Annotated in this window: 25 protein-coding genes; 17 read left to right on the top strand and 8 right to left on the bottom strand. The window is 65.5% G+C overall.

The features are described from left to right. Positions 1–799: 799 nt before the first annotated feature. From lysA to K9U15_RS02535, 9 genes are all read left to right on the top strand, one after another. Positions 800–2,155 carry a diaminopimelate decarboxylase gene (lysA, locus tag K9U15_RS02495; RefSeq protein WP_123672812.1) on the top strand — a complete coding sequence of 452 codons (1,356 nt, stop codon included), beginning with the start codon at positions 800–802 and terminating at the stop codon, positions 2,153–2,155. 10 nt (positions 2,156–2,165) lie between these two features. Next, entirely contained in the window at positions 2,166–3,449 is a 1,284-nt protein-coding gene (locus K9U15_RS02500) for a homoserine dehydrogenase (RefSeq protein ID WP_087190249.1), read from the top strand. A gap of 236 nt (positions 3,450–3,685) precedes the next feature. Continuing rightward, the gene (locus tag K9U15_RS02505; RefSeq protein ID WP_123672811.1) at positions 3,686–4,102 is read left to right on the top strand and encodes a zinc ribbon domain-containing protein; all 417 of its coding nucleotides are present in this window, start codon (positions 3,686–3,688) and stop codon (positions 4,100–4,102) included. Between the two features lie 9 nt (positions 4,103–4,111). Then, positions 4,112–4,552 (top strand): MarR family winged helix-turn-helix transcriptional regulator, encoded by a 441-nt coding sequence (locus K9U15_RS02510; protein ID WP_224767917.1) that lies wholly within the window; start codon positions 4,112–4,114, stop codon positions 4,550–4,552. A gap of 1 nt (position 4,553) precedes the next feature. After that, positions 4,554–5,456, top strand: a complete 903-nt coding sequence (locus K9U15_RS02515) for a DUF5685 family protein (RefSeq protein WP_123672808.1) — start codon at positions 4,554–4,556, stop codon at positions 5,454–5,456. Further along, a complete protein-coding gene (locus K9U15_RS02520; RefSeq protein ID WP_278805973.1) occupies positions 5,449–6,228 on the top strand; it encodes a DnaJ domain-containing protein in 780 nt (259 codons plus the stop codon). Before K9U15_RS02515 ends, K9U15_RS02520 begins: the two co-directional genes overlap by 8 nt. A gap of 131 nt (positions 6,229–6,359) precedes the next feature. Continuing rightward, entirely contained in the window at positions 6,360–8,129 is a 1,770-nt protein-coding gene (gene dnaK, locus K9U15_RS02525) for a molecular chaperone DnaK (RefSeq protein WP_123672805.1), read from the top strand. Between the two features lie 226 nt (positions 8,130–8,355). After that, on the top strand, positions 8,356–10,464 hold the full coding sequence (locus K9U15_RS02530) for a sensor domain-containing phosphodiesterase (RefSeq protein ID WP_301155542.1): 2,109 nt from the start codon (positions 8,356–8,358) through the stop codon (positions 10,462–10,464). Between the two features lie 225 nt (positions 10,465–10,689). After that, positions 10,690–11,364, top strand: a complete 675-nt coding sequence (locus K9U15_RS02535; protein WP_154269986.1) for an HAD family phosphatase — start codon at positions 10,690–10,692, stop codon at positions 11,362–11,364. A 40-nt stretch (positions 11,365–11,404) separates the two neighbouring features. Here the strand turns inward: K9U15_RS02535 and K9U15_RS02540 are convergent, their stop codons facing one another. The 4 genes from K9U15_RS02540 to metA form a co-directional block, all read right to left on the bottom strand. Further along, entirely contained in the window at positions 11,405–11,791 is a 387-nt protein-coding gene (locus K9U15_RS02540; RefSeq protein ID WP_123672801.1) for a type II toxin-antitoxin system death-on-curing family toxin, read from the bottom strand. Further along, positions 11,788–12,012 (bottom strand): type II toxin-antitoxin system prevent-host-death family antitoxin, encoded by a 225-nt coding sequence (locus K9U15_RS02545; RefSeq protein WP_123672799.1) that lies wholly within the window; start codon positions 12,010–12,012, stop codon positions 11,788–11,790. Before K9U15_RS02545 ends, K9U15_RS02540 begins: the two co-directional genes overlap by 4 nt. A 101-nt stretch (positions 12,013–12,113) precedes the next feature. Continuing rightward, the gene (locus tag K9U15_RS02550) at positions 12,114–12,314 is read right to left on the bottom strand and encodes a hypothetical protein (protein WP_096227418.1); all 201 of its coding nucleotides are present in this window, start codon (positions 12,312–12,314) and stop codon (positions 12,114–12,116) included. Next, positions 12,307–13,248: a homoserine O-succinyltransferase gene (gene metA / locus K9U15_RS02555; RefSeq protein ID WP_123672797.1), complete on the bottom strand. Its 942-nt coding sequence runs from the start codon at positions 13,246–13,248 to the stop codon at positions 12,307–12,309. Before metA ends, K9U15_RS02550 begins: the two co-directional genes overlap by 8 nt. A gap of 262 nt (positions 13,249–13,510) precedes the next feature. Here metA and K9U15_RS02560 point away from each other — a divergent pair, with 262 nt between their 5' ends. The 3 genes from K9U15_RS02560 (at position 13,511) to K9U15_RS02570 (ending at position 17,549) form a co-directional block, all read left to right on the top strand. Continuing rightward, a complete protein-coding gene (locus K9U15_RS02560) occupies positions 13,511–14,641 on the top strand; it encodes a hypothetical protein (RefSeq protein ID WP_123672795.1) in 1,131 nt (376 codons plus the stop codon). 16 nt (positions 14,642–14,657) lie between these two features. After that, complete coding sequence (locus tag K9U15_RS02565) at positions 14,658–16,019, top strand: aspartate aminotransferase family protein (protein WP_123672793.1); 1,362 nt, start codon at positions 14,658–14,660, stop codon at positions 16,017–16,019. 249 nt (positions 16,020–16,268) lie between these two features. Continuing rightward, complete coding sequence (locus K9U15_RS02570; protein ID WP_301155543.1) at positions 16,269–17,549, top strand: O-acetylhomoserine aminocarboxypropyltransferase/cysteine synthase family protein; 1,281 nt, start codon at positions 16,269–16,271, stop codon at positions 17,547–17,549. A gap of 113 nt (positions 17,550–17,662) precedes the next feature. Here K9U15_RS02570 and K9U15_RS02575 read toward each other — a convergent pair whose 3' ends face one another. Continuing rightward, positions 17,663–18,520, bottom strand: coding sequence for a ZIP family metal transporter (locus K9U15_RS02575; RefSeq protein ID WP_096227412.1), 858 nt, complete (start codon positions 18,518–18,520; stop codon positions 17,663–17,665). Between the two features lie 173 nt (positions 18,521–18,693). Then, positions 18,694–19,752 carry a hypothetical protein gene (locus tag K9U15_RS02580; RefSeq protein ID WP_301155544.1) on the bottom strand — a complete coding sequence of 353 codons (1,059 nt, stop codon included), beginning with the start codon at positions 19,750–19,752 and terminating at the stop codon, positions 18,694–18,696. 140 nt (positions 19,753–19,892) lie between these two features. Here K9U15_RS02580 and K9U15_RS02585 point away from each other — a divergent pair, with 140 nt between their 5' ends. Then, on the top strand, positions 19,893–20,177 hold the full coding sequence (locus K9U15_RS02585) for a homocitrate synthase (protein WP_087190233.1): 285 nt from the start codon (positions 19,893–19,895) through the stop codon (positions 20,175–20,177). A gap of 61 nt (positions 20,178–20,238) precedes the next feature. On the opposite strand, the gene K9U15_RS02590 is transcribed toward K9U15_RS02585, so the two are convergent. Both K9U15_RS02590 and K9U15_RS02595 read right to left on the bottom strand, forming a co-directional pair. Then, positions 20,239–20,556, bottom strand: coding sequence for a hypothetical protein (locus K9U15_RS02590; RefSeq protein WP_123672789.1), 318 nt, complete (start codon positions 20,554–20,556; stop codon positions 20,239–20,241). Further along, the gene (locus K9U15_RS02595; protein WP_123672787.1) at positions 20,553–20,882 is read right to left on the bottom strand and encodes a prevent-host-death family protein; all 330 of its coding nucleotides are present in this window, start codon (positions 20,880–20,882) and stop codon (positions 20,553–20,555) included. The genes K9U15_RS02590 and K9U15_RS02595 overlap by 4 nt, the downstream gene beginning before the upstream one ends. A gap of 148 nt (positions 20,883–21,030) precedes the next feature. On the opposite strand from K9U15_RS02595, the gene K9U15_RS02600 reads away from it, so the two are divergent. The 4 genes from K9U15_RS02600 to K9U15_RS02615 all read left to right on the top strand — a co-directional run bounded on the left by K9U15_RS02600 (position 21,031) and on the right by K9U15_RS02615 (position 26,588). Then, the gene (locus K9U15_RS02600; RefSeq protein WP_227153682.1) at positions 21,031–22,746 is read left to right on the top strand and encodes a DUF3365 domain-containing protein; all 1,716 of its coding nucleotides are present in this window, start codon (positions 21,031–21,033) and stop codon (positions 22,744–22,746) included. Continuing rightward, complete coding sequence (locus K9U15_RS02605) at positions 22,724–23,419, top strand: response regulator transcription factor (protein ID WP_123672784.1); 696 nt, start codon at positions 22,724–22,726, stop codon at positions 23,417–23,419. The genes K9U15_RS02600 and K9U15_RS02605 overlap by 23 nt, the downstream gene beginning before the upstream one ends. 195 nt (positions 23,420–23,614) lie before the next feature. Next, complete coding sequence (locus K9U15_RS02610; RefSeq protein WP_301155545.1) at positions 23,615–25,993, top strand: DMSO/selenate family reductase complex A subunit; 2,379 nt, start codon at positions 23,615–23,617, stop codon at positions 25,991–25,993. 13 nt (positions 25,994–26,006) lie between these two features. Beyond that, on the top strand, positions 26,007–26,588 hold the full coding sequence (locus tag K9U15_RS02615; protein WP_227153684.1) for a DMSO/selenate family reductase complex B subunit: 582 nt from the start codon (positions 26,007–26,009) through the stop codon (positions 26,586–26,588). Positions 26,589–26,696: the final 108 nt, after the last annotated feature.

Genomic DNA, 26,696 nt, shown 5'->3' on the forward strand with positions numbered 1-26,696 from the left:
GAAAAGAACGGGTCGCCGCGTCTATTCGCGCGGCGACCCGGCTTTTTCGGGCCTATTGCGTCGAACCTTACCCGTTTGTCGAGAGCCCACCGCCAGAACCTTGCACGCGAACCGTTCGAACCTTGCCGATTCGCCGTCAAAACCTTGCACGGATCTCGCCAAAACGCCGTCGGAACCTTGCACGATCACCGCGCGGATCTTGCGGGAACCTTGCCGAAAACCTGCACGTATCAAACGCAAAAAATAACTTCTGAACTGGAGTTTTAATATCTTCACACCAACGCATCGACGGCGTACAATGCACGGTGCCGGCGGTGTCCGTGTTCGGGTGGCACTTCCATGAAGGGAGTGGTGCCTATGAACATCGTTCTTGAAATCCTTTACGCCATAGCGGGGTGGCCACGATCGGGAGCTTCCTCCACGGTCTGTGGACGGACTATAGGAAACACGGCCGAAGTGGGAAGGGATCCAAGGGAGCTGAAAGCAAAGGCCGGGAATAATCCCGGCCTCCCGTAAAACCTGCGCCGCCCGAGCTGGATGGTGAACCCGTTAACTCGCCGTCCTGGGCACCGTCGATAATCCGCATTATACGAAGCAGCAAGCGATTCTGCAACGGGTTTGACCTCGTAGTTCGGACACGTTGGCCGGCAATCGTCGACAAGCGCATTCGCGCGCTGCGAAACACGCTGCTCGCCGTGTAATATTCCTCTTTTTAGCCCATCTGAAAACCGCCTCTCCCGCGGCAATGCTAGACTGGGTGAATTCCCTCAGCAACACGACGGACGCGAAAGGAACGCGTATGTCCCTACCTGCGGCAGACACGAGCAAGCAGCCCGACAACCGCACCACCATGGAGCTGGGCGCGGTGCTCCCCCTCACGGCCGAAGTGCGCGACGACCACCTGTTCGTCGGCGGCGTCGATCTGGTGGAGCTGGCGCGCGAGCAGGGCACGGCGCTCTACGTCATGGACGAGCGCGACATGCGCACGCGCATGGAAACCTACCTCGAGGCGTTCCGCAGCCGCTACGCCAACGCCGACGTCGTCTACGCCAGCAAGGCGTTCCTCAACAAGGAAGCCGCGCGCATCGTGAACGAAGAGGGCCTGTGCCTGGACGTGTCGGGCGGCGGCGAGCTGGCGTGCGCGCTGGCCACGGGCTTTCCGGCAGAGCGCATCTTCATGCACGGCAACAACAAGACGCCGCAGGAGCTGCGCGAGGCCATCCAGGCCGGCGTGGGCCGCATCGTCATCGACAGCCGCATAGAGCTGCACCGCATCTCCGACATTGCCGGTGAGCTGGGCGTGGAGCAGCCCATCTACCTGCGCATCACGCCGGGCGTGGAGGCCGACACGCACCAGTACATCCGCACGGGATGCGAGGACTCGAAGTTCGGCTTCACCATGCGCGAGGACTTCGCCTTCAAGTGCGTGAAGGACGTGCTCGCCGCGCCCAACGTGCGCCTGGCGGGCCTGCACTGCCATATCGGCTCGCAGATCTTCGCGCTGCACTCGTACCCGGAGGCCGTCGAGGTCATGGTGGACCTCATGGCGCGCATCCGCGCGGAGTACGGCATCGAGCTTGCCGAGCTGGACATGGGCGGCGGCCTGGGCGTGGCCTACACGGCCGACGACAAGCCGGCCTCCATCGACGAGTTCGCCGAAACCATCACCGCGGCCGTGCGCGCCGCATGCGAGAAGCACGGCATGCCCGAGCCGCGCCTGCTGGTGGAGCCGGGCCGCAGCCTGGTTGCCACGGCGGGCGTGACGCTGTACACGGTGGGCATCATCAAGACGCTGCCGAACATCCGCAAGTACGTGGCCGTGGACGGCGGCATGTCCGACAACATCCGCACGGCGCTCTATCACGCCGACTACGAGCCGGTCATCGCCAACAAGGCGGGGCAGCCGCGCACCGAGATCGTCACCATCGCCGGCAAGCACTGCGAAAGCGGCGACGCCGTGGTCATCGACATGCCCATGCAGCGCCCCGACCTGGGCGACATCGTGGCCGTGTTCGGCACGGGCGCGTACAACCACACCATGTCGAGCAACTACAACGGCCAGCCGCGCCCGGCAGTCGTGTTCGTGAAAGACGGCGAGGCGCGCGTCACCACGCGGCGCGAAACGTACGAGGACCTTTACAGTCGAGACATTTAGGAGCAGCAACATGACGGTTAAACTTGGGCTCGTGGGAACCGGTACCGTGGGCGGCGGGTGCATCGACATCCTGAAGAGCCACCGCGAGGAATTCAAGCGCCACTACGGCATCGACGTGGAGCTGGTGCGCGTGTGCTCGCGCAACCCCGAGCAGGCCATCGAGCACGGCGTAGAGGACATCTTCACGCAGGACTTCCACGATATCCTGAACGACCCGGACATCGACATCGTCATCGAGCTCATCGGCGGCACCACCGTGGCACGCGACGTGGTGCTGGGCGCCCTGCGTGCCGGCAAGAACGTGGTCACGGCGAACAAGGCGCTCATGGCCACGCACGGCGAAGAGGTCATGCGCACGGCCGAGGAGGCCGGCAAGGAGATCGCGTTCGAGGCCAGCGTGGGCGGCGGCATCCCCATCATCGACCCGATGAAGCACTCGCTCATCGCGAACCGTATCGACTCCGTCATGGGCATCGTGAACGGAACGACGAACTACATGCTCACCCGCATGGCCGAGGACGACATGCCCTATGCCGACGTGCTGGCCGAGGCGCAGGCGAAGGGCTTCGCCGAGGCTGACCCCACCGCCGATGTCGACGGCCTGGATGCTGCGGCGAAGATCGCCATCCTGGCCTCCATCGCCTTCAACTCGCGCGTCACCATCGACGACGTGCACGCCGAGGGCATCCGCCACATCACGCCGCTCGACCTGGAGATAGCGAAGGACATGGGCTACTGCGTGAAGCTGCTGGCCCACGCGCACCGCACCGACGAGGGCATCGACGTGCGCGTGCATCCCACCATGCTGCCGCTGTCGCACCAGCTGGCCACGGTGAACGGCGTGTACAACGCCATCTACGTGGTGGGCGATGCCGTGGGCGAGACGATGTTCTTCGGCGAGGGCGCGGGTTCCGGCCCAGCCGCGAGCGCCGTCATGGGCGACGTGCTGGAGGTGGCGCGCCACCTGCAGGCGGGCATACCGCCGTTCGTAGGCTGCACCTGCACCGACAAGCTGCCGCTCGTGCCCATGGAGGAGCTCAAGACCAAATATTACATCCGCTTCGCCGTGGCCGACCGCTCCGGCGTGCTGGCCGCCATGGCCGGCGTGTTCGCCAGCCACGACGTGAGCGTGCACTCGGTTATCCAGCGCGGCAAGAAGGATGGCAACAGCGTGGACATCACCTACGTCACGCATACCGCCCGCGAGAAGAGCGTGCGCGCCGTGCTCGCCGACATAGCGAAGCTCGACGACGTGCTGCGCGAGGAGCCGAGCGTCATCCGCGTGGAGGATTAAGTAGGTTCTGGCGTTTTGCCGAGTTGCGTCTGTCCGAGGCCCCGTGCTCAGCACGGGGCCTCATTGCTTCCTCCGGCTCCCGACGTTGCAGACCTGTGGCCGTCTTGTGGCCGTAACGTTTCGATTAGGTGACGGCGTGCCGAATCAGCACGAATAGTCTTATTTTATAACTAAATGATTTCGCTGCCCAAGGGCGCCCGAAAGGCGGGCGGGGGCGGCGAAGGGAAAGGTTCATCGTGAGAGGTTTCTTCGAGCGTCTGCAATGGAAGATGGCCGCTTGGATGCAGGGCCGCAACGGCGTCGACGGGTTGTCGAACTTCCTCATGGGCGTAGGCCTCATCCTGCTCATCCTCTCGGTTATCCCGGGGCTCGATCTGCTGTCGTGGGTGGTTCTGGCGGTTCTCGCGGTGGCGCTGTTCCGCAGCTTCTCGAAGAACATCGCGGCGCGCTCGAAGGAGAACGCGGCGTTCGAGCAGGCCGTCCAGAAGCCCAAGCGCTGGCTCGCGTTGAAGCGCAAGGCGTGGGCGAACCGCAAGACCACGCGCTACTTCAAGTGCCAAGGCTGCGGCACCGTGTTGTCCGTGCCGCGCGGGAAGGGCACGCTGCGCGTGGTGTGCCCGAAGTGCAAGACCGAGACGACGAAGAAGTCGTAGGGGACGGCGGTGGACCTCAACGAGTTCAAGCACGCGTTCTTCGGCGTGGCCTGCGACATGCAGAAGCTGCTGCACGACACGGTGGCCCCCGTGTGCCAGCAAAACGGGCTGACGCTGCAGCAGATGCATGTGCTGCTGGAGCTGGTGGGCACGCCGGGCCAGACGTCAACCCAGCTCAGCGAGCGTGCGGGCATCTTGCGCACGAACTTCTCCAGCGTGTGCCACAAGCTGGAGGAGCGGGGGCTGGTGGAGCGCCGCCGCAGCGACCGCGACCGTCGCGCCTTCGAGCTGCGCGCCACCGACGAGGGCCGGGAGCTGCTGGCGCGCATCGATGCCGACATCAAGCGCCGCTACGGCGCGGCGTTCGAGAACGAGCCGCCGGAGACGTTCGAGACCATCCTCGCCGGGTTCCGGGCACTCAACGCCTTCGCCGCGAAGCTGGGGCGCTAGCATGTTCGGCTACGTGATGCCCCGCATGGAGGATCTGTCGCAGGAGGAGCGCGAGCGCTACCATGCGGCGTACTGCGGCGTGTGCCGCGCGCTGGGAGAGCGGTGCGGCCAGCGCTGCCGGGTGGCGCTCATCTACGACATGACGTTCTTGGCGCTGCTGCTGGGCTCGCTCTACGAGCTGGACGAGCGGCAGGGCAGCAGGCGCTGTGCGCCTCACCCGGTGCGCCCGCACGCGTACCTGGGCTCGGACTGCATCGACTACGCGGCCGACATGACCGTGGCGCTGGTGTACCACAAGTGCCTGGACGACTGGCGCGACGACCGCAGCGGCTGGGCGCGCGCCTACGCCTCCCTGCTGGGGAAGGCGTACCGCGCGGTGGGCGAACGCCATCCGCGGGCGTGCGCGGCCATCGAGGAGGGCCTGGCCGACATCGGGCGCTTGGAGGAGGCCGCAGCGGCGGCGGCCTCGGCCGGCGACGCGGCCGCGGCGCCTCCGCCCGACGCGGCGGCCAACCGGTTCGGCACGCTGCTGGGCGAGGTGTTCGCCTGGCGCGACGACTTCTGGGCCGCGGGCCTGCGCAGCCTGGGAGCCAAGCTGGGGAAGCTCGTGTATGTCATGGACGCGGCGCTGGACATGGAGGACGACCGGGCCTCGGGCAGCTACAACCCGCTCGTGGCGCTGGATGCGCAGCCGCAGGAGGTGCGCGAGGACTTGGAGCTGCTGGCGGCCGATGCCGCTGCGGCGTTCGAGAGGCTGCCGCTCGAACGCGATGCGCGCGTGCTGCGCAGCGTGCTGTACGCGGGCGTATGGCAGAAGTACTGCGCGAAGGAAGCGAAACGGACGAAGCAAGCGAAGGAAACGAAGCACGTGCAAGAAGAACACCAGGAGGCGCATCGTGGTTGAGAACCCCTACGACGTGTTGGGAGTGAGCCGCGACGCCTCGCTCGACGAGGTGAAGAAGGCGTACCGCAAGAAGGCGCGCGAGAACCATCCCGACCTGAACCCGAACGATGCGGCCGCCGCCGAGCGCATGAACAAGATCAACGAGGCGTACGACCGCATCGTGAACCCGGAGAAGTACGCGGCGCGCGACCGGCGCGCGGCGGCGAGCAACCCGAGCGCCGGCTACGGCGCGGGCGGCGCGGCGGGTTCGGGCGGTGCCGGCGGCTCCGGCCAGAACCCCTACGGCTCCGAGGGCCCTTACGGATGGACGGGCGGCTTCGGCTTCGACTTCGACGACCTGTTCGGTTTCGGCGGCCCGGGCGGCGCCGCCCGCGGGCCCATCCATCCCGAGGCGTCGGCCGCCGACGGGCCCGTTATCCGCAGCGTGATCGACGCCATCAACGCCGGCCGGTTCCAGCAGGCCATCGACCAGCTGAACGCCGTGACGAGCGACGGTCGCAACGCGCGCTGGTACTACCTGAGCGCCCTGGCCAACGACGGCGCCGGCAACTCGCTCATGGCGCTGGAGCAGATACGACGCGCCGTGCGCCTGGACCCGAACAATCCGGACTACCAACGTGCCCAGCGCCAGTTCCAGCAGGCCGGGCAAACGTATCAGCAGGAGGGGCAGGCGCAGGGATTCAGCATGGGCATCGACCCCATGACCCTCTGCTGCGGCATCTGGTGCTGCGGGCCGGCCCTCTGCCGCATGTGCGTGCCGTTTGGGTTCTAGGGTGAGACAAGGGGACGGGGATGATGTCTCGTTCCCCCGACACGCTCGGCGGCGGCGAGGCTCCCGGGAACGAGACATCATCCCCGTCCCCTTGTCTCACCTTTGTCACACTGGTTGAAAGGAAGCGAAGCATGACAGCGACGATAGGCATCGATCTGGGAACCACGAACAGCTGCGCGGCAACGGTGGAGGGCGGGCGGCCCGCCATCGTGCCGAACGCGGAGGGCGAGCGCACCACGCCGAGCGTGGTGGCGTTCTCGAAGGACGGCGAGCGCCTGGTGGGCGCCATCGCCAGCCGGCAGGCGGCCGTGAACCCCGACCGCACCATCTCGTCCGTGAAGCGCCGCATGGGGAGCGACTGGAGGGCGAGCATCGACGGCAAGGCGTTCACGCCGCAGGAGCTTTCGGCTATGATCCTGCGGAAGCTCCGCCGCGACGCCGAGGCGTTCCTCGGCCAGGACGTCACGCAGGCCGTCATTACCGTGCCCGCGTACTTCGACGACGCGCAGCGCCAGGCCACGAAGGACGCCGGCAAGATCGCCGGTCTCGACGTGCTCCGCATCATCAACGAGCCCACGGCCGCGGCGCTGGCCTACGGACTGGACAACGGCACGCCGCAGAAGGTGATGGTGTACGACCTGGGCGGCGGCACGTTCGACGTGTCCATCATCGAGATAGGCGACGGCGTCATCGAGGTGCTGGCCACCTCCGGCGACAACCACCTGGGCGGCGACGACTTCGACGAGCGCGTGGCGAACTACCTGCTGGACACCTTCCAGCGCGAGCACGGCGAGGACCTGCGCCGCAACCCGATGGCCGTGCAGCGCGTGCGCGAGGCGGCCGAGCAGGCGAAGAAGGAGCTGTCGTCACTCGACTCCGCACACGTGAACCTGCCCTTCCTCGCGCAGAACGCGGGCGGCCCCTTGCACCTCGACGCCACCGTCACGCGCGCCGCGTTCGACGACATGACGCGCGACCTGGTGGAGCGCACGACCGCGCCCGTGCAGACGGCGCTCAACGATGCGGGCATCGCGGCCTCGGAACTGGGCTGCGTGCTGCTGGTGGGCGGCTCCACGCGTGTGCCGGCCGTGCAGGCGCACGTGCGCAAGCTCACGGGCCAGGAGCCGTCGGCCTCCATCAACCCCGACGAGTGCGTGGCCACCGGGGCTGCCATCCAAGCTGCCACGCTCGCCGGTGCGTCGACGGGGCTCGTGCGGGCGAACAGCCTGCTGCTGCTGGACGTGACCCCCTTGAGCCTGTCCATCGAGACGGTGGGCGGCGTGGCCACCCGCCTCGTGGAACGCAACACCACGCTGCCGGTGCACTACTCGCAGGTGTTCTCCACGGCCGCGGCGTTCCAGACGAGCGTGGAGGTGAAGGTGCTGCAGGGCGAGCGCCCCATGGCCGCCGACAACAAGGCCATCGGCACGTTCCGCCTCAAGGGCATCAAGCGGGCGCCTGCCGGCGTGCCGCAGATCGAGGTGACGTTCGACATCGACGCGAACGGCATCCTCACCGTGTCGGCGAAGGACCTGGACACCGGCAAGCAGCAGTCCATCACCATCGACGACTCGGGCCGTATGTCCGACGACGAGGTGGACCGCGCCATCCGCGATGCCGAGCAGTACGCCGAGCAGGACGAGGCGCGCCGCGACGCCATGCTGGCCCGCGAGGAGGCGCAGCGGTTGGCGAACGAGGCCGACCAAGCGCTCGCACAGAAGGGCAAGCAGCTGGAGAAGGACGAGAAGAAGCAGATCAAGGCCGACGTGGCCGCCGTCCGCAAGCTCCTGTCCAAGAAGGTGGACAAGGTGGACGAGGCCGACGTGGCCGTGCTGCGCACCGCCTCCGAGCAGCTGGAGCGCTCGAGCGCCCGCGCCCGCAACCTGGTGCAGCAAGGGTAGGCACCGATAGGCGCAGCGGGCTTCGGAAACGTCGGCGGTTTGGTCATGCCCGTGGTTCGGGCACGCCGAAGGGCTCGCTGCGCCGCGCTGGGCTTCGTCTTTTCACCACCCCTCTGGCAACGGTAAACGCCTGCTTCTATAATGGCAGGCAGCGCGTTCTCTCTTCCCGTTGCGCCGCGCGCGGGCAGGCAACACGCCCGACCCGATGCTAGCGAGGGAGATGGATTTGCGGCAAGACGTCCTCCATACCATGCTCGATGGGCTCTCCGAGCTCATCTATGTCTGCGACATGGAAACCCACCGGCTGCTCTACCTCAACGAGGAGGGCCGCCGCCTCTACGGCGTCGATGCGGTGGGCGGCGAGCGCCTGTGCTACCAGGTGCTGCAGGGACGCGACGAGCCGTGCCCGTTCTGCACAAACGATAGGCTGTCCGGCGAGTCCTTCTTCGAATGGGAGTTCACGAACCCGGTGAGCAGGCGCCATTACCTGCTGCGCGATCGCCTCGTGGACTGGGATGGGCGGCCGGCGCGCCTGGAGATAGCCTTCGACATGACGGAGCGGCAGCGCGAGAGCGAGTCGTTCAAATTCCTGGCGAACGCCGGCTCCATGGTCGTCGACTGCATCCGGGTGCTCGAGGGAGGGAGCACGCTCGAGATCGCCCTCAACGATGCGCTGTGCATCTTGGGAACGTTCCTCGAGGCCGATCGCGCCTACGTCTTCAAGCGCGAGGGCGACCGCATGTCGAACACGCACGAGTGGTGCGGCCTGGGCGTCGCGCCGCAGCGGCGGTTCCTGCAGGATCTGCCCGTAAGCCTCATTGACGAATGGGTCAAGCGCTTCGACGCGGGCGAGGCCGTGATCATCGAGGATGTCGACCAGCTTCCGTCCTTGGGGCGCGCCGCCGAGTACGAGGTGCTGAAAAGCCAGGACATCGCCTCCCTCGTGGCGGCCCCGATCGAGATAGACGGTACGTTCGCGGGCTATTTGGGCGTCGACAATCCCCGCCGCGTCGGCGAGCTCGGGGTGGTGAAGTCGCCGCTCGTTGCGTTCGCGAGCTTCGTGTCTGCCCGCATGAAGCGTGAGATCGCCCAGCGCCAGGTGGCCGAGTTGACTTGGAACGACTCTTTGACCTGCGCCCATTCGCGTGCGGCATTTTACCGCGATTTCGATAGGGGCACGTTCGGGCGCATCGGCTTCGTGCTGGTGGACGCCGATCGACTGGCCGTCGTCAACCGCGAGCAGGGGCATTCTGCTGGCGACGAGATGCTGTGCCGTATAGCGTCCTGCCTCCGGGAGGTGTTCGGCGACGCCGTGTACCGCATCGGCGACGACGAGTTCTGCGCCGTGTCGACGTCCGTCGACTACAACCGCTTTGCCGAACTGGCCGAACGCGCTGCGCAGCAGTTCCACGACGAGGGCATTCCCGCATCGCTCGGCCCGGCGTGGCACGAGACGTGCACAAGCACCACCAGCTTGCTGGACGTGGCCGGCGACCGTATGCGCAGCGCGAAGCGCGGCCGTCACCGCGCCGTCGATCTGGGCGTCGACCTGGCATCGGACGCGGCCGTGAGCAGCCTGCTTAGGCCGGGCGGCGCGCAGGAGGCCGCAGAGGCGGGCCTGCTGACCATCCACCTGATGCCGCAGGCCTCCGGCAGAACGGGCGAGATCGTGGGAGCCGAGGCGCTCATCCGCTACTGCGACCGCGAACGCGGCATGCAGGCGCTGCCTGCGTCGTTCATCCCCGCGCTGGAGGATATGGGCGAGATAGCGGCCATCGACTTCTTCGCGCTGTCGAAGGCGTGCGAGACGGTGGCGCGCTGGCAGCGGGAGGGACGGCCGACGGTGCCGCTGGCGGTGAACTTCTCGCGTCGCACCATCGGCGAGGAGGGCTTCGTCGAGCGCGTGGCGGCCGCGGTGGCGTCGCACGGCATCGACCGGTCGCTCATCGAGCTGGAGATCACCGAGTCCGCACGCGAGGAGAACGAGGCGCTGCTGCGCTCGGTGGCGGACGAGCTGCGCGACCGGGGGTTCCGCGTGTCCATCGACGACTTCGGCGTGGACAACGCCAACTTCCAGCTGTTCATTCAGCTGGAGTTCGACGTGTTGAAGATAGACAAATCGCTCGTGTGGGGCCTGGGCACCGAGAAGCGCACCATGCAGGTTATCTGCAGCCTCGTGAGCCTGTGCGACGAGCTGGGCATAGCTACGGTGGCCGAGGGCATTGAGACCGATCAGCAGTACCGCGCCCTGCGGGAAGCCGGCTGCACCCGCGCGCAGGGCTACCGCATCGGCCGTCCGCAGCCCATCGAGCAGTTCGAGGAGCGGTTTCTCTAGCGCGTCGCGCCCGCTACGGCGAGCCGTGCAGGTTGCGAGAGCCATGCGCGAACCGCGAGCCCTGCGTGCGTTGCGGGCGGGGCGTGGCGCAGGTTCCCAGGTCGCGCGAGCCGTAAAGGTTCTGCAAATTCACCCGATGCCTTTGCCGCGCGGACGGGGCCATCTGCTAAGCTGGCACGCGACGAAAAACGCGACGGGGCCCGGCCCCGCATCTCGGGAGGCATCATGGAACCTGGACGTATCGGCGTCATCTTCGACTGCGACGGCACGCTGCTCGATTCGATGGACGTGTGGCGCGAAGTGGAGGACGAGCTGGCGCGCCGTGCAGGCGCGACACTGACGGATGCGGACAAGGACGAGCTCACCACGCTCAACATTCCCGAGGCGGGTGCATTCTTCCATGACCGGTTCGGTTTGGGCGCCGCTGCAGACGATGTCGTGCGCATGATGGACGAGCTCATGCTGGACTACTACCGCAACCGCGCGCACGAGCGTTCCGGCGCCTTGGCCTTCGTGAGCGCCCTTGTGGAGCGCGGCGTGCGGGTGAGCGTGGCCTCGTCCAGCCCGCAGAAGTACCTGCAAGCGGGCCTCGAGCGGGCGGGCTTCTCGCCGTATGTGAGCCTGATCGTCTCGGTGGATGACGTGGCGTCCTCGAAGCGCGAGCCGAAGGTGTACGACCATGCGAGACGCCTCATGGACACGCCTTTGGATACGACCTGGGGTTTCGAGGATTCTGCCTACGCCCTGCGCACCCTGCGCGACGCCGGCTACCGCACTGTCGGCATCTACGACCGCGACGATGCCGGCACCCACGAGGAACTGCGGGCAAACGCCGACGTCGTCATCGACAGCTTCGAGGAACTGGACGCGGAAACGTTCATCGGCTGGAACGGTTGCTAAGCGCTCACGACGCTTTCTGGGGAAAGCGTCGGGTCGTCGACTAAAGCTGTTCCTCGATCCAGGAAACCAGCTCTTCGTAGCCGACGGTACCGTCGGCTACTCCATAAACCGTTCTCAAAAGCTCGTCGTGGCGCGGTTTGAACTTGATATCGTTTAGCCTGAGAAACATGCCTACGCAAGCACCACCTGTGCGTTTGTTGCCGTCGGCAAGAGGATGGTTGTTAACGATGCCATAAGCATAACGGGCAGCTTTTTCGGCTGCCGATGGATAGAGGTCAGCACCGTCGAAGGTTTGCCGAGGTTGCTCTATAGCGGCATCGAAAAGTCCTTCGTCTCGAAGTCCGTCGAGACCTCCGAACATTGCGATCAGATACGAGTGGATCGCTCTCACGTCTTCGTGTGTGAGATATTCCCAATGCGCGTTCATTTTGCAAGCTCGGCGAACACGTCGGCATATTCGTCGATGAACTCTTTTCCTAGTTGCACGGCTTTGCTTTCCATAGCTTCCTCCTTCACCTCGTCGATCGGTATGATCTGGGCGATGGGGTGGCTGTTCTTGATGACGGTTACGCTTCCTGCCGCCCGGGCCTTCTCCATCACGCCGTTGAAGTTGCGGGCGACTTCCGTCGCGGTGACGCTGATAGGCATGGCGTCCTCCTCGGTCCGGCTTTCATTGTGGTCAGTATAACATGAATGCGTATAATTTTACAAATATAGATGCAAAATATATTACGTAAAATTATGCGTAGTTACCGCCACGGATCTTCCTGGTACGTTGGCTCCGGGTCCGCCGGGCGGTCGGAGTAGGGGTCGTAGCCGTCATCGTCCTCGGCTTCGGGGCGCAGGAAAGGGTCGCTGGCGAGTTCCGGCGTCGCGGGTGCCGCAGGCGCGACCGGCGTCGTCACCGGTCGCACGCGGTAGCGGGGTTGCGGCTCGCGTTCGTCAGCCACGGTTGCCGTCCTCCTCGGTGCCTACTTTCGCCAAATCGTAGGGCGTGGTCTGGTACACGTAGTAGTTCAGCCAGTTCGTGTAGAGCAGCTGCGCGTGGGCGCGCCAGGTGGCGCGGGGAGCCTGTGCGGGATCGTCGTTCGGGAAGTAGTGGCACGGCAGGGGCATGTCCAGGCCCTTTGCGATGTCGCGCTCGTACTCCACCATAAGCGTGCCGGCATCGTACTCGGGGTGGCCGAACACGAAGAAGTGGCGGCTGTCCGTGCTCTTGGCAATATAGACGCCAGCCTCGTCGGACACGGCGATGAGCTCCAGGTCGGGATGCGCCTCGATGTCGGACGCATGAACCTCGGTGTAGCGCGAGTGGGGCGCCCTGAAGAAGTCGTTGAAGCCGCGCACGAGCGGCGACGATGGCTTCACCACCTCGTGCTCGAACACGCCGAACAGCTTCTCTGGCAGCTCGTACTTGGGAATGCCGTAATGGTAGTAGATGCCCGCCTGCGCGCCCCAGCAGATGTGCAGCGTGGAGTGCACGTTCGTGGCGGACCATGCCATGATCTCCGCAAGCTCGTCCCAGTAGTCCACGTCCTCGAAGTCCAACAGCTCGACGGGTGCGCCGGTGATGATCATGCCGTCGAAATGCTGGTCCTTGATCTCGTCGAACGTGGTGTAGAACGTTTCCAGATGCTGCTCGGACACGTTTTTGGACTCGTGGCTGGCCGTTTGCAGCAGGCTCACCTCTATCTGGAGCGGCGTGTTGGACAGCTTGCGCATGATCTGCGTCTCGGTGACGATCTTCGTGGGCATGAGGTTGAGCAGCAGCACCTTCAGGGGGCGGATGTCCTGGTGCATGGCGCGGAACTCGGTCATCACGAAGATGTTCTCGCCTTCGAGGACGTCGGTTGCGGGCAATGCGTCGGGTATTTTGATAGGCATGGCAGGCCTCGCCTTCCGTGTCGGGGCACCTGGAATGTTCGTACCATGATACCTTTTGTGCAGATGACCCGCCTATCTGAATTATCGGTAGCGCGTTATCGCCGCCACGCGCGACGAGGCGCAGGGAACGGGGCGTGCAAAGGGCAGGAGGGCAATGGGAATCTCGTCGTGCCTGATCGCGCGCTCGCGCGGTCGGGTATCTTGTACTAGAATCTTCAGGGCAAAAAGCAAAAGGGGTTCAGGCAAGGAGAGGAAGGTTTTTATGGCGTCAGAGCAGAAGGCGCCGGCGGTGCGTCCGGTCACGGTCGTCAAGTTCGCCGGCGCGGTCATCGCCACGTTGATCGGATCGGGATTCGCCTCGGGGCAGGAGGCCATGCAGTTCTTCGCCGCGTACGGAACGAACGGCATCATCGGGTGCGTCATCGCCATCCTGCTGTTCGCGGGCATGAGCGGCGTGCTTCTGGGCTACGGTTTCAAGCACAAGGGGGCAAGCGACTTCTCGGCGTTCCGCTACTTCTGCGGCAAGTACCTGGGCACGTTCCTGGAGTGGTTCACCATCCTGTTCTGCTTCCTCGTGGGCATCATCATGGTGTCGGGCGCGGGCGCGACGCTCAACCAGTACTTCGGCGTGCCGCAGATCGTGGGCAGCGGCCTCATGGCGGCCATCGTGCTGCTGAGCGCGCTCTTCGGCCTCAAGCGCATCGTGGACATCCTCGGCTCCATTGGGCCCGTGACCATCGCGTTCCTCATCATCTTGGCCGTCTACACGCTCGTCGTGCATGGCGGCGGGCTGGCCGATTCCAACGCGGCCGTGGAGGCCGCAGGCGACAGCGTGGTGTACGGCGTGGGCTCCGGCAGCGCGTGGTTCGCACTCGGCGCGTTCATGTACGTGGCATACAACATCCTGGCCGGCGTGCCGTTCATGTCCGAGATGGGCACCGGCGCGCGCTCGCGCAAGGAGGCCGTTCTCGGCGGCGCCCTCGGCGGCGCGGCGCTCGGCGTGTGCGCGCTCCTTTTGAACCTGGCGCTGCTGTCGGTGTTCGGCGAGGCTGTGCAGTACGAGGTGCCTGTGCTGTTCCTGGCGCAGCAGATCTCGCCGGTCGTGGGCCTGTTGTTCGCCGTCATCCTGCTGGCCGAGATCTACAACACGGCCGTGCCCATGGTGTGGACGGTGGCCAACCAGTTCGTCGACGAGAAGCAGGACAAGCGCAAGTACCAGTTCCTCATCGCGCTTCTGTGCGCCGTCATCTTCATGGGCGGGCAGCTGCCGTTCGGCATGCTGGTGAACCTGATCTACCCGTTCGTGGGCTACTTCGGCGCGCTGTTCATCGTGGTGGTCATCGTGCAGATGATCCGCTGGCGCATCGACCGCGCCCGCGGGATCACGCGCTAAGGCGAGGGAGGCGAAGATGGCAGAGGCAAGCGAAAACCCCGCCCGCACGCAGGAGTACGTGGAGCGCGACCGCGCCTGCATGGGTCCCACGGCGCGCATTCCCTACTACGACCTGGTGGTGGATCACGCACGCGGCGCGCTGCTCTACGACGTGGAGGGCAACGAGTACATCGACCTGCTGGCGGCGGCCACGTCGGCCAACGTGGGCCACTCGCACCCGGCGGTGGTGGAGGCCATCTGCGGGCAGGCGCAGAAGGTCATCCAGTGCTCGCCGGCCTACTTCTACCACGCGCCCGAGGTGGAGCTGGTGGAGAAGCTGGCCGCCATCGCGCCGGGCGACACGCCGAAGAAGGTGGTGTTCGGCACGTCGGGCTCCGACGCCAACGACGCCATCATCAAGTTCGCGCGCGCCTACACGGGACGGCCCTACGTGGTGTCGTTCCTGGGCGCCTACCACGGCTCCACCTACGGCTCGATGACGCTCTCGGCCCTCAGCCTGGGGATGCGCCGCAAGATGGGGCCCATGCTGCCGGGCATCTACCACATCCCGTACCCGGACGTGCAGAGCGCGGGCGTGGGGCACTTGAGCGAGCCGGAGCAGGCGGAGCACTTCATGCGCCCGCTGCGTGAGATGTGCGAGACGTACCTGCCGGCCGACGAGATAGCCTGCGTCGTGATGGAGCCCATCGCGGGCGACGCCGGCATCATCGTGCCACCGCAGGCCTACGTGGACGCGCTCACCGCGTTCTGCCGCGAGAACGGCATCCTGTTCGCCGTGGACGAGATCAACCAGGGCATGGGACGCACGGGGAAGTGGTGGGGCATCGAGCAGTTCGGCGTGGAACCCGACCTCATGTCGGTGGGGAAGTCGCTGGCCAGCGGCCTGCCGCTGTCGGCCATCGTGGGCAAGGCCGACATCATGGACAGCCTGAGCTTCCCGGCGCACATCTTCACCACCAGCGGCAACCCCGTGTGCTGCGCAGCGGCGCTCGCCACCATCGACGTCATCGAGCGCGAGGGGCTGCTCGAGCGCGGCGCCGAGCTGGGCGCCTACGCAAAGGAGCGCTTCGAGGACATGGCCGCCCGCCACGCTATCGTGGGCGGCGTGCACGGCATCGGGCTCAATCTGGGCATCGACATCGTGCGCCCGGAGACGGGCGAGAAGTGCGCGCTCGACGCGCTCAAGGTGGTGTACCGCGCGTTCGAGGAGGGCGTGGTCATCATCTGCATGGCGGAATCGGTGCTGCGCTTCCAGCCGCCGCTCGTCATCGAGCGCGAGCAGCTGGACCGCGCGCTCGACGTGCTCGACCGCGTGATCGGCGAGGTGGGGGCCGGGCTCGTGCCCGACAGCATCGTGCCCGAGGGCAAGGGCTGGTAGAGCGAGAGCCGGCAACCCCGCTGTTGCTAAGAACGCCTGGATGTCTCACGTGAAACATCCAGGCGTTTGAGTACCCGCGTACCCTTCGCGGCGTTCTTTATGCGACGGTACGCTAAGTTCGATATCGATAGCTGAATTATCTCTTTAACAGATGACGAAGTATCGGAAACTGGGCACTACCGGAAAAATCGCTGACGCCTCTATAATGATCCGGACACAAACCACCCCCTGATCCTCCAAGGAGCCCCCATGAGCGAGAGCATCGGAACCACCTGCGTGCAGGGCGGCTACCGTCCCGGCGACGGCGAGCCGCGCCAGATTCCCATCTACCAGTCCACCACCTGGAAATTCGACACGAGCGAGCACATGGGCCGCCTGTTCGACCTCGAGGAGTCCGGCTACTTCTACACGCGCCTCGCCAACCCCACGAACGACGCCGTGGCGGCGAAGATCGCCGAGCTCGAGGGCGGCACGGCGGCCATGCTCACGTCGTCGGGCCAGGCGGCTAACTTCTTCGCCGTGTTCAACATCGCGGGCTGCGGCGACCACGTGGTGGCGAGCTCCGCCCTCTACGGCGGCACGTACAACCTGCTGGCCAACACCATGCGCCGCATGGGCCTCGAGTGCACGTTCGTCGCGCCCGATTGCACGGACGAGGAGCTGGAGGCCGCGTTCCGCCCCAACACGAAGGCCGTGTTCGGCGAGACCGTCGCGAACCCGGCGCTCGCCGTGCTCGACATCGAGCGCTTCGCGCAGGCGGCCCACACGAACGGCGTGCCGCTCATCGTGGACAACACGTTCCCCACGCCGGTGAACTGCCGCCCCATCGAATGGGGTGCCGATATCGTCACGCACTCCACCACCAAGTACATGGACGGTCACGGCGCGAGCGTGGGCGGGGCCATCGTGGATGGCGGCCGCTTCGACTGGCTTGCGCATGCCGAGAAGTTCCCGGGCCTCACGCAACCCGACGAGAGCTACCACGGCGTGACCTACGCCGAGCGCTTCGGGCTGGAAGGTGCGTTCATCACGAAGGCCACGGCCCAGCTCATGCGCGACTTCGGCTGCTCGCAGTCGCCGCAGAGCGCCTACCTCATCAACCTGGGGCTCGAGAGCCTGCACCTGCGCATGGCGCAGCACAACAAGAACGGCCTGGCGCTGGCCGAGCACCTGGCCGCGCACCCGAAGGTGGCCTGGGTGCGCTACCCCGGCCTGCCGGGCGACTCCCAGCACGAGCTGGCGCAGAAGTACCTGCCCGGCGGCGCGAGCGGCGTGGTGAGCTTCGGCGTGGCCGGCGGGCGCGCGGCGGCCGAGGCGTTCATGGCCAACCTCAAGCTGGCGCAGATCGCCACGCACGTGGCCGACGCGCGCACCTGCGTGCTGCACCCGGCCAACGCCACGCATCGCCAGATGAACGACGCCGAGCTGGCCGCCGCCGGCATCACGCCCGACCTCATCCGCCTCTCGTGCGGCATCGAGGCCACCGAGGACCTGATCGCGGACGTCGACCAGGCGCTCGCGGCGGTGTGACGCGACCGTGGTACGATAGCGGCTCAAGGAACTCTCGCGAGCAGAGTCGTAGCGCAAACTCGATCACGGAGGTACCGCGGCGGCGGCAGGGTGATTTGCGTGCCCGCAGGCGCCTAGTAGTAGATGATGAGCAGTCCCAGCAGGATGCCCACGATGACGAAGAACGTGGGCAGCTTGCTGCGGTACATGAGCACTGACTGCGGGATGATCTCGCCGAACACCACGTACAGCATGGCGCCGCTCGCGAAGCCGAGCGACAGCGACAGCCCCAGGGGCCCGATGTCGCCCAGCCAGTAACCAAGCCACGCGCCCAGCACGGTGGGGAGGCCGCATGCAGCCGTGGCTGCGACGGCGCGCACGCGCGACATGCCGCCGTTGATGAGCGGAACCGACACGGCCATGCCCTCGGGGATGTTGTGCAGGCCAATGAGCACGGCCATGATCATGCCGGTGCCCAGCAGCAGGTTGTCCGATGCCACGAAGCTCGCGCCGATGGTCATGCCCTCGGGCACGTTGTGCAGCGCGATGGCGCAGGCCATGACGATGCCGGCCACGAACAGGGCCATCTTCGAGTCATCGCGCTTGCGGTGCTCGGCCAAGTGGTCGGCATGGATGAGCTCGTCGAGGTCGTCGTGCGTTTTGGGGTGCGACTTCCTCGCCACATGGGGCACCTCGTGCCGCGTGCGCCGGTCGATGGCCAGGTTCAGCCCGTACACCACGGCCACGCCCGCGATGACGGCCCCCGCCGCAACGAGCACGGCCTGGCTGGTGAACGTCTCCGCCGCTTCGACGGATTCGGTGAGCAGGTCGAAGCATACGATGGAGAGCATGATGCCGCCTGCGAACGACAGCAGCAGGCTCACGGTGCGGTTCGATTCGCTTCTGAACAGCGCGCCCACGATGCCGCCCAACCCCGTGCCGCCCGCTCCGGCAACGAGCGTGACGACGGTGATGAACACGAACGGGTCCATGATTCCCCTCTACCCCTGAAGGCGCCCGCATCAGCAGGGCGTCGTTGGCTCTCTCGTCGGGAACCATGATAGCAAAGTCGGCTCACAGAGTTAACGGCGTCCAACTATTTCCTATCGCCAGGAGAACCCGCATCCGTAGATCCTCCTGGCGATGCTTGCGGGCGTGCCGGCAGTTATGCTGCCTCCGATAGGCCTTCCCAAGCGTCATCCTCGCCTTCGCCCGGTTCCTGCGCGCCGGAGCCGCCGACGCTCCCGTTGTCGCCGCCCACCTTGACGACGTTCGCCAGCGCCGCTGCGACGGCCGCGGGGTCGGCCTTCGACAGGACGTCGGTGCCGTCCTCGACCGTGCATCCCGAACAGCCGCGCGTGCGCTTCGCGTCCAGCGCGTCCTGCACGGTGCCGGAGTAGATGGTCCCCGAGTTCTTGAGGTGCTGGCAATCGGGATTGAAGTGGTACACCTCGCCGAACGGCGTCCAGTAGGCCAGCCCGTCGTCGGAGAGCACCGCCGCGCCCGCCTCGGCCTGGTCGAGATCCTCCTGCGTGGCCGGATGGTAGTCGATGCCGCTCGCCACGGCGGCCACGAGCGCGATGGCCGCCACGATGGCGCCCGCCTTCTTCGTGCCCTTGTCCAGGTCCTTGTTCGTCAGCAACAGCAGGATGACGGGGGCGAACGCGATGGCGGCGACGATGACGCCCAGGTCGGTCTGCACCCAGTAGGACAGCTTGTTCTCCTTGGAGGCCGGCGCGAGGTGGTTCGCGCGCTTCCACAGCTGCGAGCCTATGACCACCATCACGAGGTCGACCACGAGGAAGATGATGAGCCACGTCGAAGCACCCGGGCCGGGCAGGAACAGCGTGCCGTTCATCACGAGCACGGCCATTATCTCGCATACGATGCCCAGCACCCAAAGCACCGCGGCCCCGATGCGGAAGGGAAGCGCCGACCCGTTGCGGGCAGAGTGCATCTCCTCGCGCGCGGCCTGGTTGGCCTCGGCGCCCGAGCCGCCTTGGTGCGGGTGCGCGATGGCCTTGCCGGTCTTGGCGTCGACGAACGTGCGCTCCTTCGGCTCCTTCTTGGCGGGATGCTCCGCCGCAGGCTCGGCTGTCGCGGCCCCATTCTCGGCTACCTCCTCCTTACCGGATGCGGGCTCCGGCGCGGGCTTCTTCGCCTTCGGCTTCGCAGCTGCCTTCGTTTCCTCGGCGGCCTCTTCGTCGTGCTTCTTCGTAGTCATGCGATCCCTGTCTCCTTGCGGTTCAATCTATGGTTGAACTGGGCCTTTGCCGTATCCCCTCGCGCATCCCATTATAATTCCCACAGTGGAAAAGCAGGTTTTCCCTGTGGGGGTGCAAGCATTAGTTGAAAGAGGAAGCCATGGGCGTGGACGTGCAGGAGATCGTGGGACAACTGGTGAAATCGGCCGCGGAAGACCCGGACAGCCTCAAGCAGTTCGGCGTGGACCCGGCCGCCGCCATCAAGGGTGCCACGGGCCTCGATCTGAGCGAGGAGCAGGTAGCCGACGTGGTGAAGGCCGTCGAGCCGCTGCTGGAGGGCAAGGAGCTGAACCTGGACGCCGTCATGAAGGCTGCCGGCGACTTCCTCGGCAACGACCCGAGCGCCCTTCTCGGCAAGTTGGGTGGTTTGTTCGACGGGAAGTAGAGGTCGCAGTGGCCTGCTGCGTAGCGGCGCGAGCGACGATGCCGCAGCGAAGCAGGGCGGTTCAATTACCGAAGTGGATGCGGTTGAAGTCGGCTTTCGTGTGAGCGAAGCGTTCTATGAGCACGCGGCCGATCTTCCTCGATCCAATAAAAGACCGCATATTTTCCGACCTCGCGCTTTCGCCGAAGCGCATCGGTGAATCCGCGGGCTTTCTCCGCATGCCGATCGGGGAACTCCGATAGGTCTTCGCAGCCGTCATAACAAGGTTGGACAACTGCTCCTTCGCTCGGGAAACAGAATGTGTGAACGCGGTTTTGTAAAGGAGCAGGTCGCTTAGGTCTTCAGTCGCCATGTCCTCGATGACCACCTCGTACTTCATATGCCATCAACCTTTCGGCTCTCGCCGTCATGGTTGGCATCTTGATCATCGACGGGTAGGCCTTTCGCGACGGCGTGACGATACGCCTCCTCAAGGGCCTCCTCCGGCGTATACGTGAGGGGGTGGCGCTTGTTGTGATCGATGGCCTCGTCGATCATGAGGCTTACGTACTGGTCGTAGTCGAATGTGGCTGCGTCGATAACCACGAGCGACGCGCGGCTGTTCTTCGTGAGAGAGATGGGCTGGCCGGTCTCTTTTGCCAGCGCCTCGATGCCGTTGTAGTCGCGGCGGATGTCGGTGGAAGAGCGGATGATCGGTGCTGCCATGCTGGTCTCAGATTCTCGAATAAGCATTTTATAGTATGATTCAAAGCAAAGAAAAAGTAACGCTACACGAATCGTCCGACTGTTCGCCTTCGTCTCCTTCACCCCGCCCCCGGTATGCTATCGTGGCGGGGCAAGGGGAGGGGGACGCATGTCTCACGGGAAGCTCAAGTACAAGCTGGCGGTGCCCACCGTCGTGATCATCGCGCTGCTCATGGCGCTGAACGTGGCGTGGTCGTACACGTCGCAGCGCGAGCAGGCTCAAGCGGCCATGCGCGAGCAAGCCAGCATGCTTACGCGCCAGCTCAACGCCATGTGGGACTTCATGGCCATCAACCAGGATCGCATCAACTACGATAGCGACGGCAACTACGACTTCAAGGGGCTGCACTGCTCCATCGTCGGCCTGAGCGTGAGCAACCACTTCTCGCAGGATACCGACTACAAGATCCGCTACGTGAGCGACCGCCCGCGCAACGCCGCACATGCCACCGACGAGTTCGAGACCCAGGTCATGGAGCGCTTCCGGCAAGATGCCTCCCTCGCGTCCTACGACGAGATGGCCGCGTTCGACGGCCAGAGCTCGCTGCGTTACGTCACGCCGCTGCGCATCGATTCCAGCTGCATGCCGTGCCACGGTGGACCGGCGGGCGAGCGGGATGTCACAGGCCGTGCGAAGGAGGGCCTTGAACTGGGCGACCTGTACGGGGTGATCAGCGTCGTGGTGCCTTCGGCGACCTATGACGAGAGCATCGCGCAGAACGTCGCGCGCGAGGGATTCTTGTTCTTCGCGCTCATCGTGGCGTGCGTCGTGTCGGTGTACTTTTTCGTGAACCGCTTTGTCACGGCGCCGCTCGAGCGGCTGAAGAACGCCGTGCGCGTGACCGACGGCGGCCGCTTCGCCGTGGACGTGAAGGACGTGCGCGGCGACGGCGAGGTGCATGAATTGGCCGCGTACTTCCAGACCATGAGCGCGGAGCTGAACGCGCTCTACGACAACCTGGAGAGCCAGGTGGAGCTGCGTGCCGGTCAGCTGATGGTGGCGAACGAGGAGCTGCTGCGCCAGCGCGGGCAGCTCGAGGCAATGAACGAGCGCCTGTCAGAGGAGAGCCGCTACAAGTCCGACTTCCTGGCTATGATGAGCCACGAGCTGCGCACGCCTCTCACCTCGGTCATCGCGTTCACCGAGATCCTGCAGGAACAAGAAGACGACGCTACGGGCGAGCGCGCCCACATCCTGGGCGAGATCCGGCAGAACGCAGCCATCCTGCTCAGCCGCATCAACAACATTCTCGACGTCGCGCGGCTTGAAGCGGGCAAGAGCGAGCTCGCCCTGCAGGTGGTGGATATGGCCGATGTAGTGAACAGCGTGGAAGCCGCGCTCGAACCGCTGGCGCGTACGAAGGGCGTTGTCCTCTCGGTGGAGGTGGCGCGCAACGTGCCGCTCATCACGGCCGATCCCGACAAGGCGCGCCGCGTGGTGGAGAACCTGGCGGGCAACGCGGTGAAGTTCACGCCGGCGGGCGGCCGCATCGACATCGAGGCCACTTTCGACGAGACCGCGGGCACCGTGCGCGTGGCCGTGCGGGACGACGGCATCGGCATCGAGCCGGCGGACATGGCCGTCATCTTCGACAAGTTCGTGCAGGGCGACGCCTCGGCCTCGCGTCGCTACAATGGAAGTGGCCTGGGTCTGTCGCTGGCCCGCGAGCTCATGGAGCTGCGCGGCGGCACGGTGGAGGCGCGCAGCGACCCAGGCGCAGGCAGCGAGTTCACGGCGGCGTTTCCCGTGGACGCCGGGCGAGCTGTCGCAGAGGGGGATCAAGAGGGAGAGGGGCGGGCCGATGGCACGCATACTGCTGGCTGACGACGAGACGAGCATGCGTAACGTGGTGGAGCACATCGTGGTGCAGGGAGGCCACGAGTTCCTGTATGCGAAGAACGGCTCGGAAGCACTCGTGCTCTTCGATGAGCAGGCGCCCGACCTGGTCATTCTCGACGTTATGATGCCCGACATGAACGGGTTCGACGCCTGCGACGCTATCCGTCACCGCGACCAGGACGTACCGGTGATGTTTCTTTCGGCCAAGGGCGACATCGTGGACAAGTCCATGGGCTTCAAGATGGGCTGCGACGACTACCTGGTGAAACCGTTCAGCGCCGCGGAGCTGGCCCTGCGCATCGAGGCTCTGCTGCGCCGCCGCGACCATGCGCGGGCCACCGCCACGAAGCGCACGGTGGTGGAGGCGGGCGATCTCGTGCTCGACCTGGGCAGCTACGAGGCCGCAAAGCGCGGTGCCAGGATCGATCTCACGGCAAAGGAGTTCGAGATACTGGCATTCATGGCCCAGCACCCTGGGCAGGTGTTCACGCGCGACCAGCTGTTCGAAAGCGTGTGGGGGGAGGACGCCGTGGGTGATGCCAACACGGTCACGGTGTTCGTGCGCAAGATCCGCGAGAAGGTCGAGGACAATCCCTCGAAGCCCCGCTACGTGCTCACCGTATGGGGCGTGGGCTACAAGTTCGCTGCCTTGCGATAGCCAAATTTAATCATTATCAAAAAGATAATTAATATTTAGGTAATATCTGGTAAGGAAAAGATAAGCAACCTTCATCCGGTCCGTAATATTTCGCGCGTATGATCGACGGAAGGACGAGGGAGGCGCGCGGCTCGGGGAAAGCCGCTCGCTGCGCGTCGCATCCCTCGAGGGAGAGAACGAAGGGGGAGGATACGTATGCAGAAAACCGGATTGTCACGTCGGTCGTTCTTGGCGCTTACCGGCGCCGTGGGCGCGAGCGCGCTCATGTTCGGCGGCTGTGCGCCCAAGAGCGAGGAACAGGCCAAGAAAGACGGTGCCGCCAAGGCCGCCGACGACGGCACGCAGGTGGTGAACACGTGCTCGACGTTCGACTGCGGCGGCAAGTGCCTCATCAAGGCGCACGTCAAGGACGGCACCATCACGAAGGTCGACACGCGCGACCCGTTCCAGTCCGACGAGGAGACCCCGTGCGGCAAGGCCTGCGTGCGCGGCCGCTCGTACCGCAAATGGCAGTACCATCCCGACCGTCTGCAGCACCCCATGAAGCGCACCGGCAAACGTGGCGAGGGCAAGTTCGAGCAGATCAGCTGGGACGAGGCCATCGACTACATCGTCAGCGAGAACAAGCGCATCTTGGGCGAGTACGGCCCGCTTTCGCGCTACGTGCAGATCGGCACGGGCGACACGGGCGGCAACATCGTGCGTGCCGATCTGGCCGCGCGCTTCTGCGATGTGACCGGCGGCCACATCGGCTGCTACAACTCGGTGTCCATGGGCAACACGGGCACCGCCACGCCGTCCATGTTCGGCATCGCGAACACCGGCAGCAGTCTGGCCAGCCTCAAGGGCACGAAGCTCGTGATCCTCTGGGGCCACAACCCGGCCGAGACCATCTTCGGCTTGTCGAACTACTACTACCGCCAGATGAAGGAGAACGGCTGCAAGTTCATCGTCATCGACCCGCGCAACTCCAACACCGCCGTCGAGCTGGCCGACGAGTGGATTCCCCTCCTGCCCACCACCGACAACGCGCTCATGGACGCCATGGCCTACGTCATCGTGGAGGAGGGCCTGCACGACCAGGAGTTCCTCGATACGTTCGTCATCGGCTTCGACGAGGCGCACATGCCAGAGGGCGTGGAGCCGAACCAGTCCTACCGCGCGTACCTGGAAGGCGCGACCGACGGCACGCCGAAGACGCCTGAATGGGCCGAGGTCATCTGCAAGGTTCCGGCTGACACCATCCGCCGCATCGCCCGCGAGTACGCCACCACGAAGCCCGCGGCGCTCATCGAGGGCTGGGGCCCACAGCGCCATGCATGCGGCGAGCGCACGGCGCTCGGCGGCGGCATGCTGGCGTGCCTCACCGGCAACGTGGGCGTGGAAGGCGGCTGGGCCGGCGCTTACAACGGCTTCACCCGCAAGTTCCCGCTCGGCATGGCCGACCTGCCCGAGGACCTGAAGTTCGAGAGCGCGAGCGTGCCCATGTCGTCCGGCTGGATCGACGCCATCGACGATCACACCTCTCTGACGAAGGAGACGGGCCTCAAGGGCGTCGACAAGCTGGAGTACCCCGTTAAGATGATCTGGAACATCGCGAGCGACTTCATGATGACCTCCGGCCCCGACCTCAATCGCGTGCGCGCCATCCTGGAGGACGAGGGCAAGGTGGAGTGCATCATCTGCTCCGACGTGTTCATGACGCCCACTGCCCAGTGGTCCGACATCGTGCTGCCCGCCTGCACGTGCTTCGAGCGTTGGAACATCGGAGGCACGTGGAACAACGGCGACTACTTCATCCTGTCGCAGAAGATCGCCGAGCCCTTGGGCGAGGCCCGCTCCGAGTACGACTGGCTGGCCGAATGCGCTGACCGCATGGGCGTGAAGGACGCGTTCACCGGGGGCAAGACGGAGGAGGAATGGGTGCGCTTCATGGTCGAGGAAACCCAGAAGGAGTTCCCCGACGACGACCTGCCCGATTTCGATACCATGGTCAAGGAGGGCGTGGCCTACTTCAAGAAGGAGGAGCCGCGCGTGGCCTTCAAGGAGCAGATCGAGGATCCGAAGAACAACCCGTTCGAGACGGACTCCGGCAAGATCGAGCTGTTCTCCAAGACGCTCTACAACATGAAGAACCCCGACATCCCCGCCACGCCGCACTACGTGCCCGTGGCCGAGGGGCCGGGCACCGAGCTGGCCGCCGCCTATCCGCTACAGCTCATCGGCTGGAAGACGAAGGCCCGCGACAACTCCAGCTACTTCACGCACCCGTGGCTTGCGCAGACGCAGGAAACCGTGTTGTGGATCAACCCGCTGGACGCCGAGGCGCGCGGCATTGCCGACGGCGATATCGTTAAGGTGGCAAACGACCGCGGTGCTCTGAAGATCGCGGCGAAGGTGACCAGCCGCATCGTGCCCGGCTGCGTGGCCGCGCCCACCGGAACCTGGTACAACCCCGACGCTGACGGCGTCGACCAGAACGGCTGCCTGAACGTGCTCACGTCGTCGGCGCGCACGTCGTGGACGCAGGGCAACACGCAGCACACCAACCTCGTCGAAGTCGCGAAGCTCTAGGAGGGGATGAGCCATGACCCAATACGGATTCCATATGCGCCAAGACCTGTGCACCGGCTGCCATGCCTGCCAGATGGCCTGTAAGGACGAGAAGAACCTCGATGATGCGCGCCTGTTCCGCCATGTGTTCGAGACGGAGGGAGGCTCGTTCGCGGCCGCTGGCAGCGGTTGGGCGCACGACGCGTTCGCGTTCTACACGTCCATGTCGTGCAACCACTGCGAGCGCCCCGCGTGCCTGGGCGTATGCCCGGCCGGAGCCATCGCCAAGGACGACAAGACCGGCATCGTCACCTACGACGGCGAGCTGTGCATCGGCTGCAAGTACTGCGAGGAGGCGTGTCCCTATGGCGCGCCCCAGTACGACGAGGCGGCCGGCAAGATGACGAAGTGCGACCTGTGCGCCGACCGCGTGGCGGCGGGCGAGCAGCCGGTGTGCGTGGCGGCCTGCCCGTTCAACGCGCTCGAGTTCGGCGAGCTGGAAGAGTTGCGTGCGCAGTACGGCGAAGCCGTGACCACGTTCGGCTTGCCTGAGGACACTACCGGCCCCAGCATCGCCATCACCCCGCACGCCGCAGGCGCACCCGCGGTAGCGTAGGCCGCCCCTGTCGAACCCACCCCGGGGAGCCGCGCGAGGCCCCGGCGCTCGTCGGGGCCTCGGCGGACAAGACCTCCCAGCAATACCTTCCCTCCCTTCCGGCCCCGC

This window comes from Gordonibacter sp. RACS_AR68, assembly GCF_030418485.1.
Taxonomy (GTDB): Bacteria; Actinomycetota; Coriobacteriia; order Coriobacteriales; family Eggerthellaceae; genus Gordonibacter; species Gordonibacter urolithinfaciens.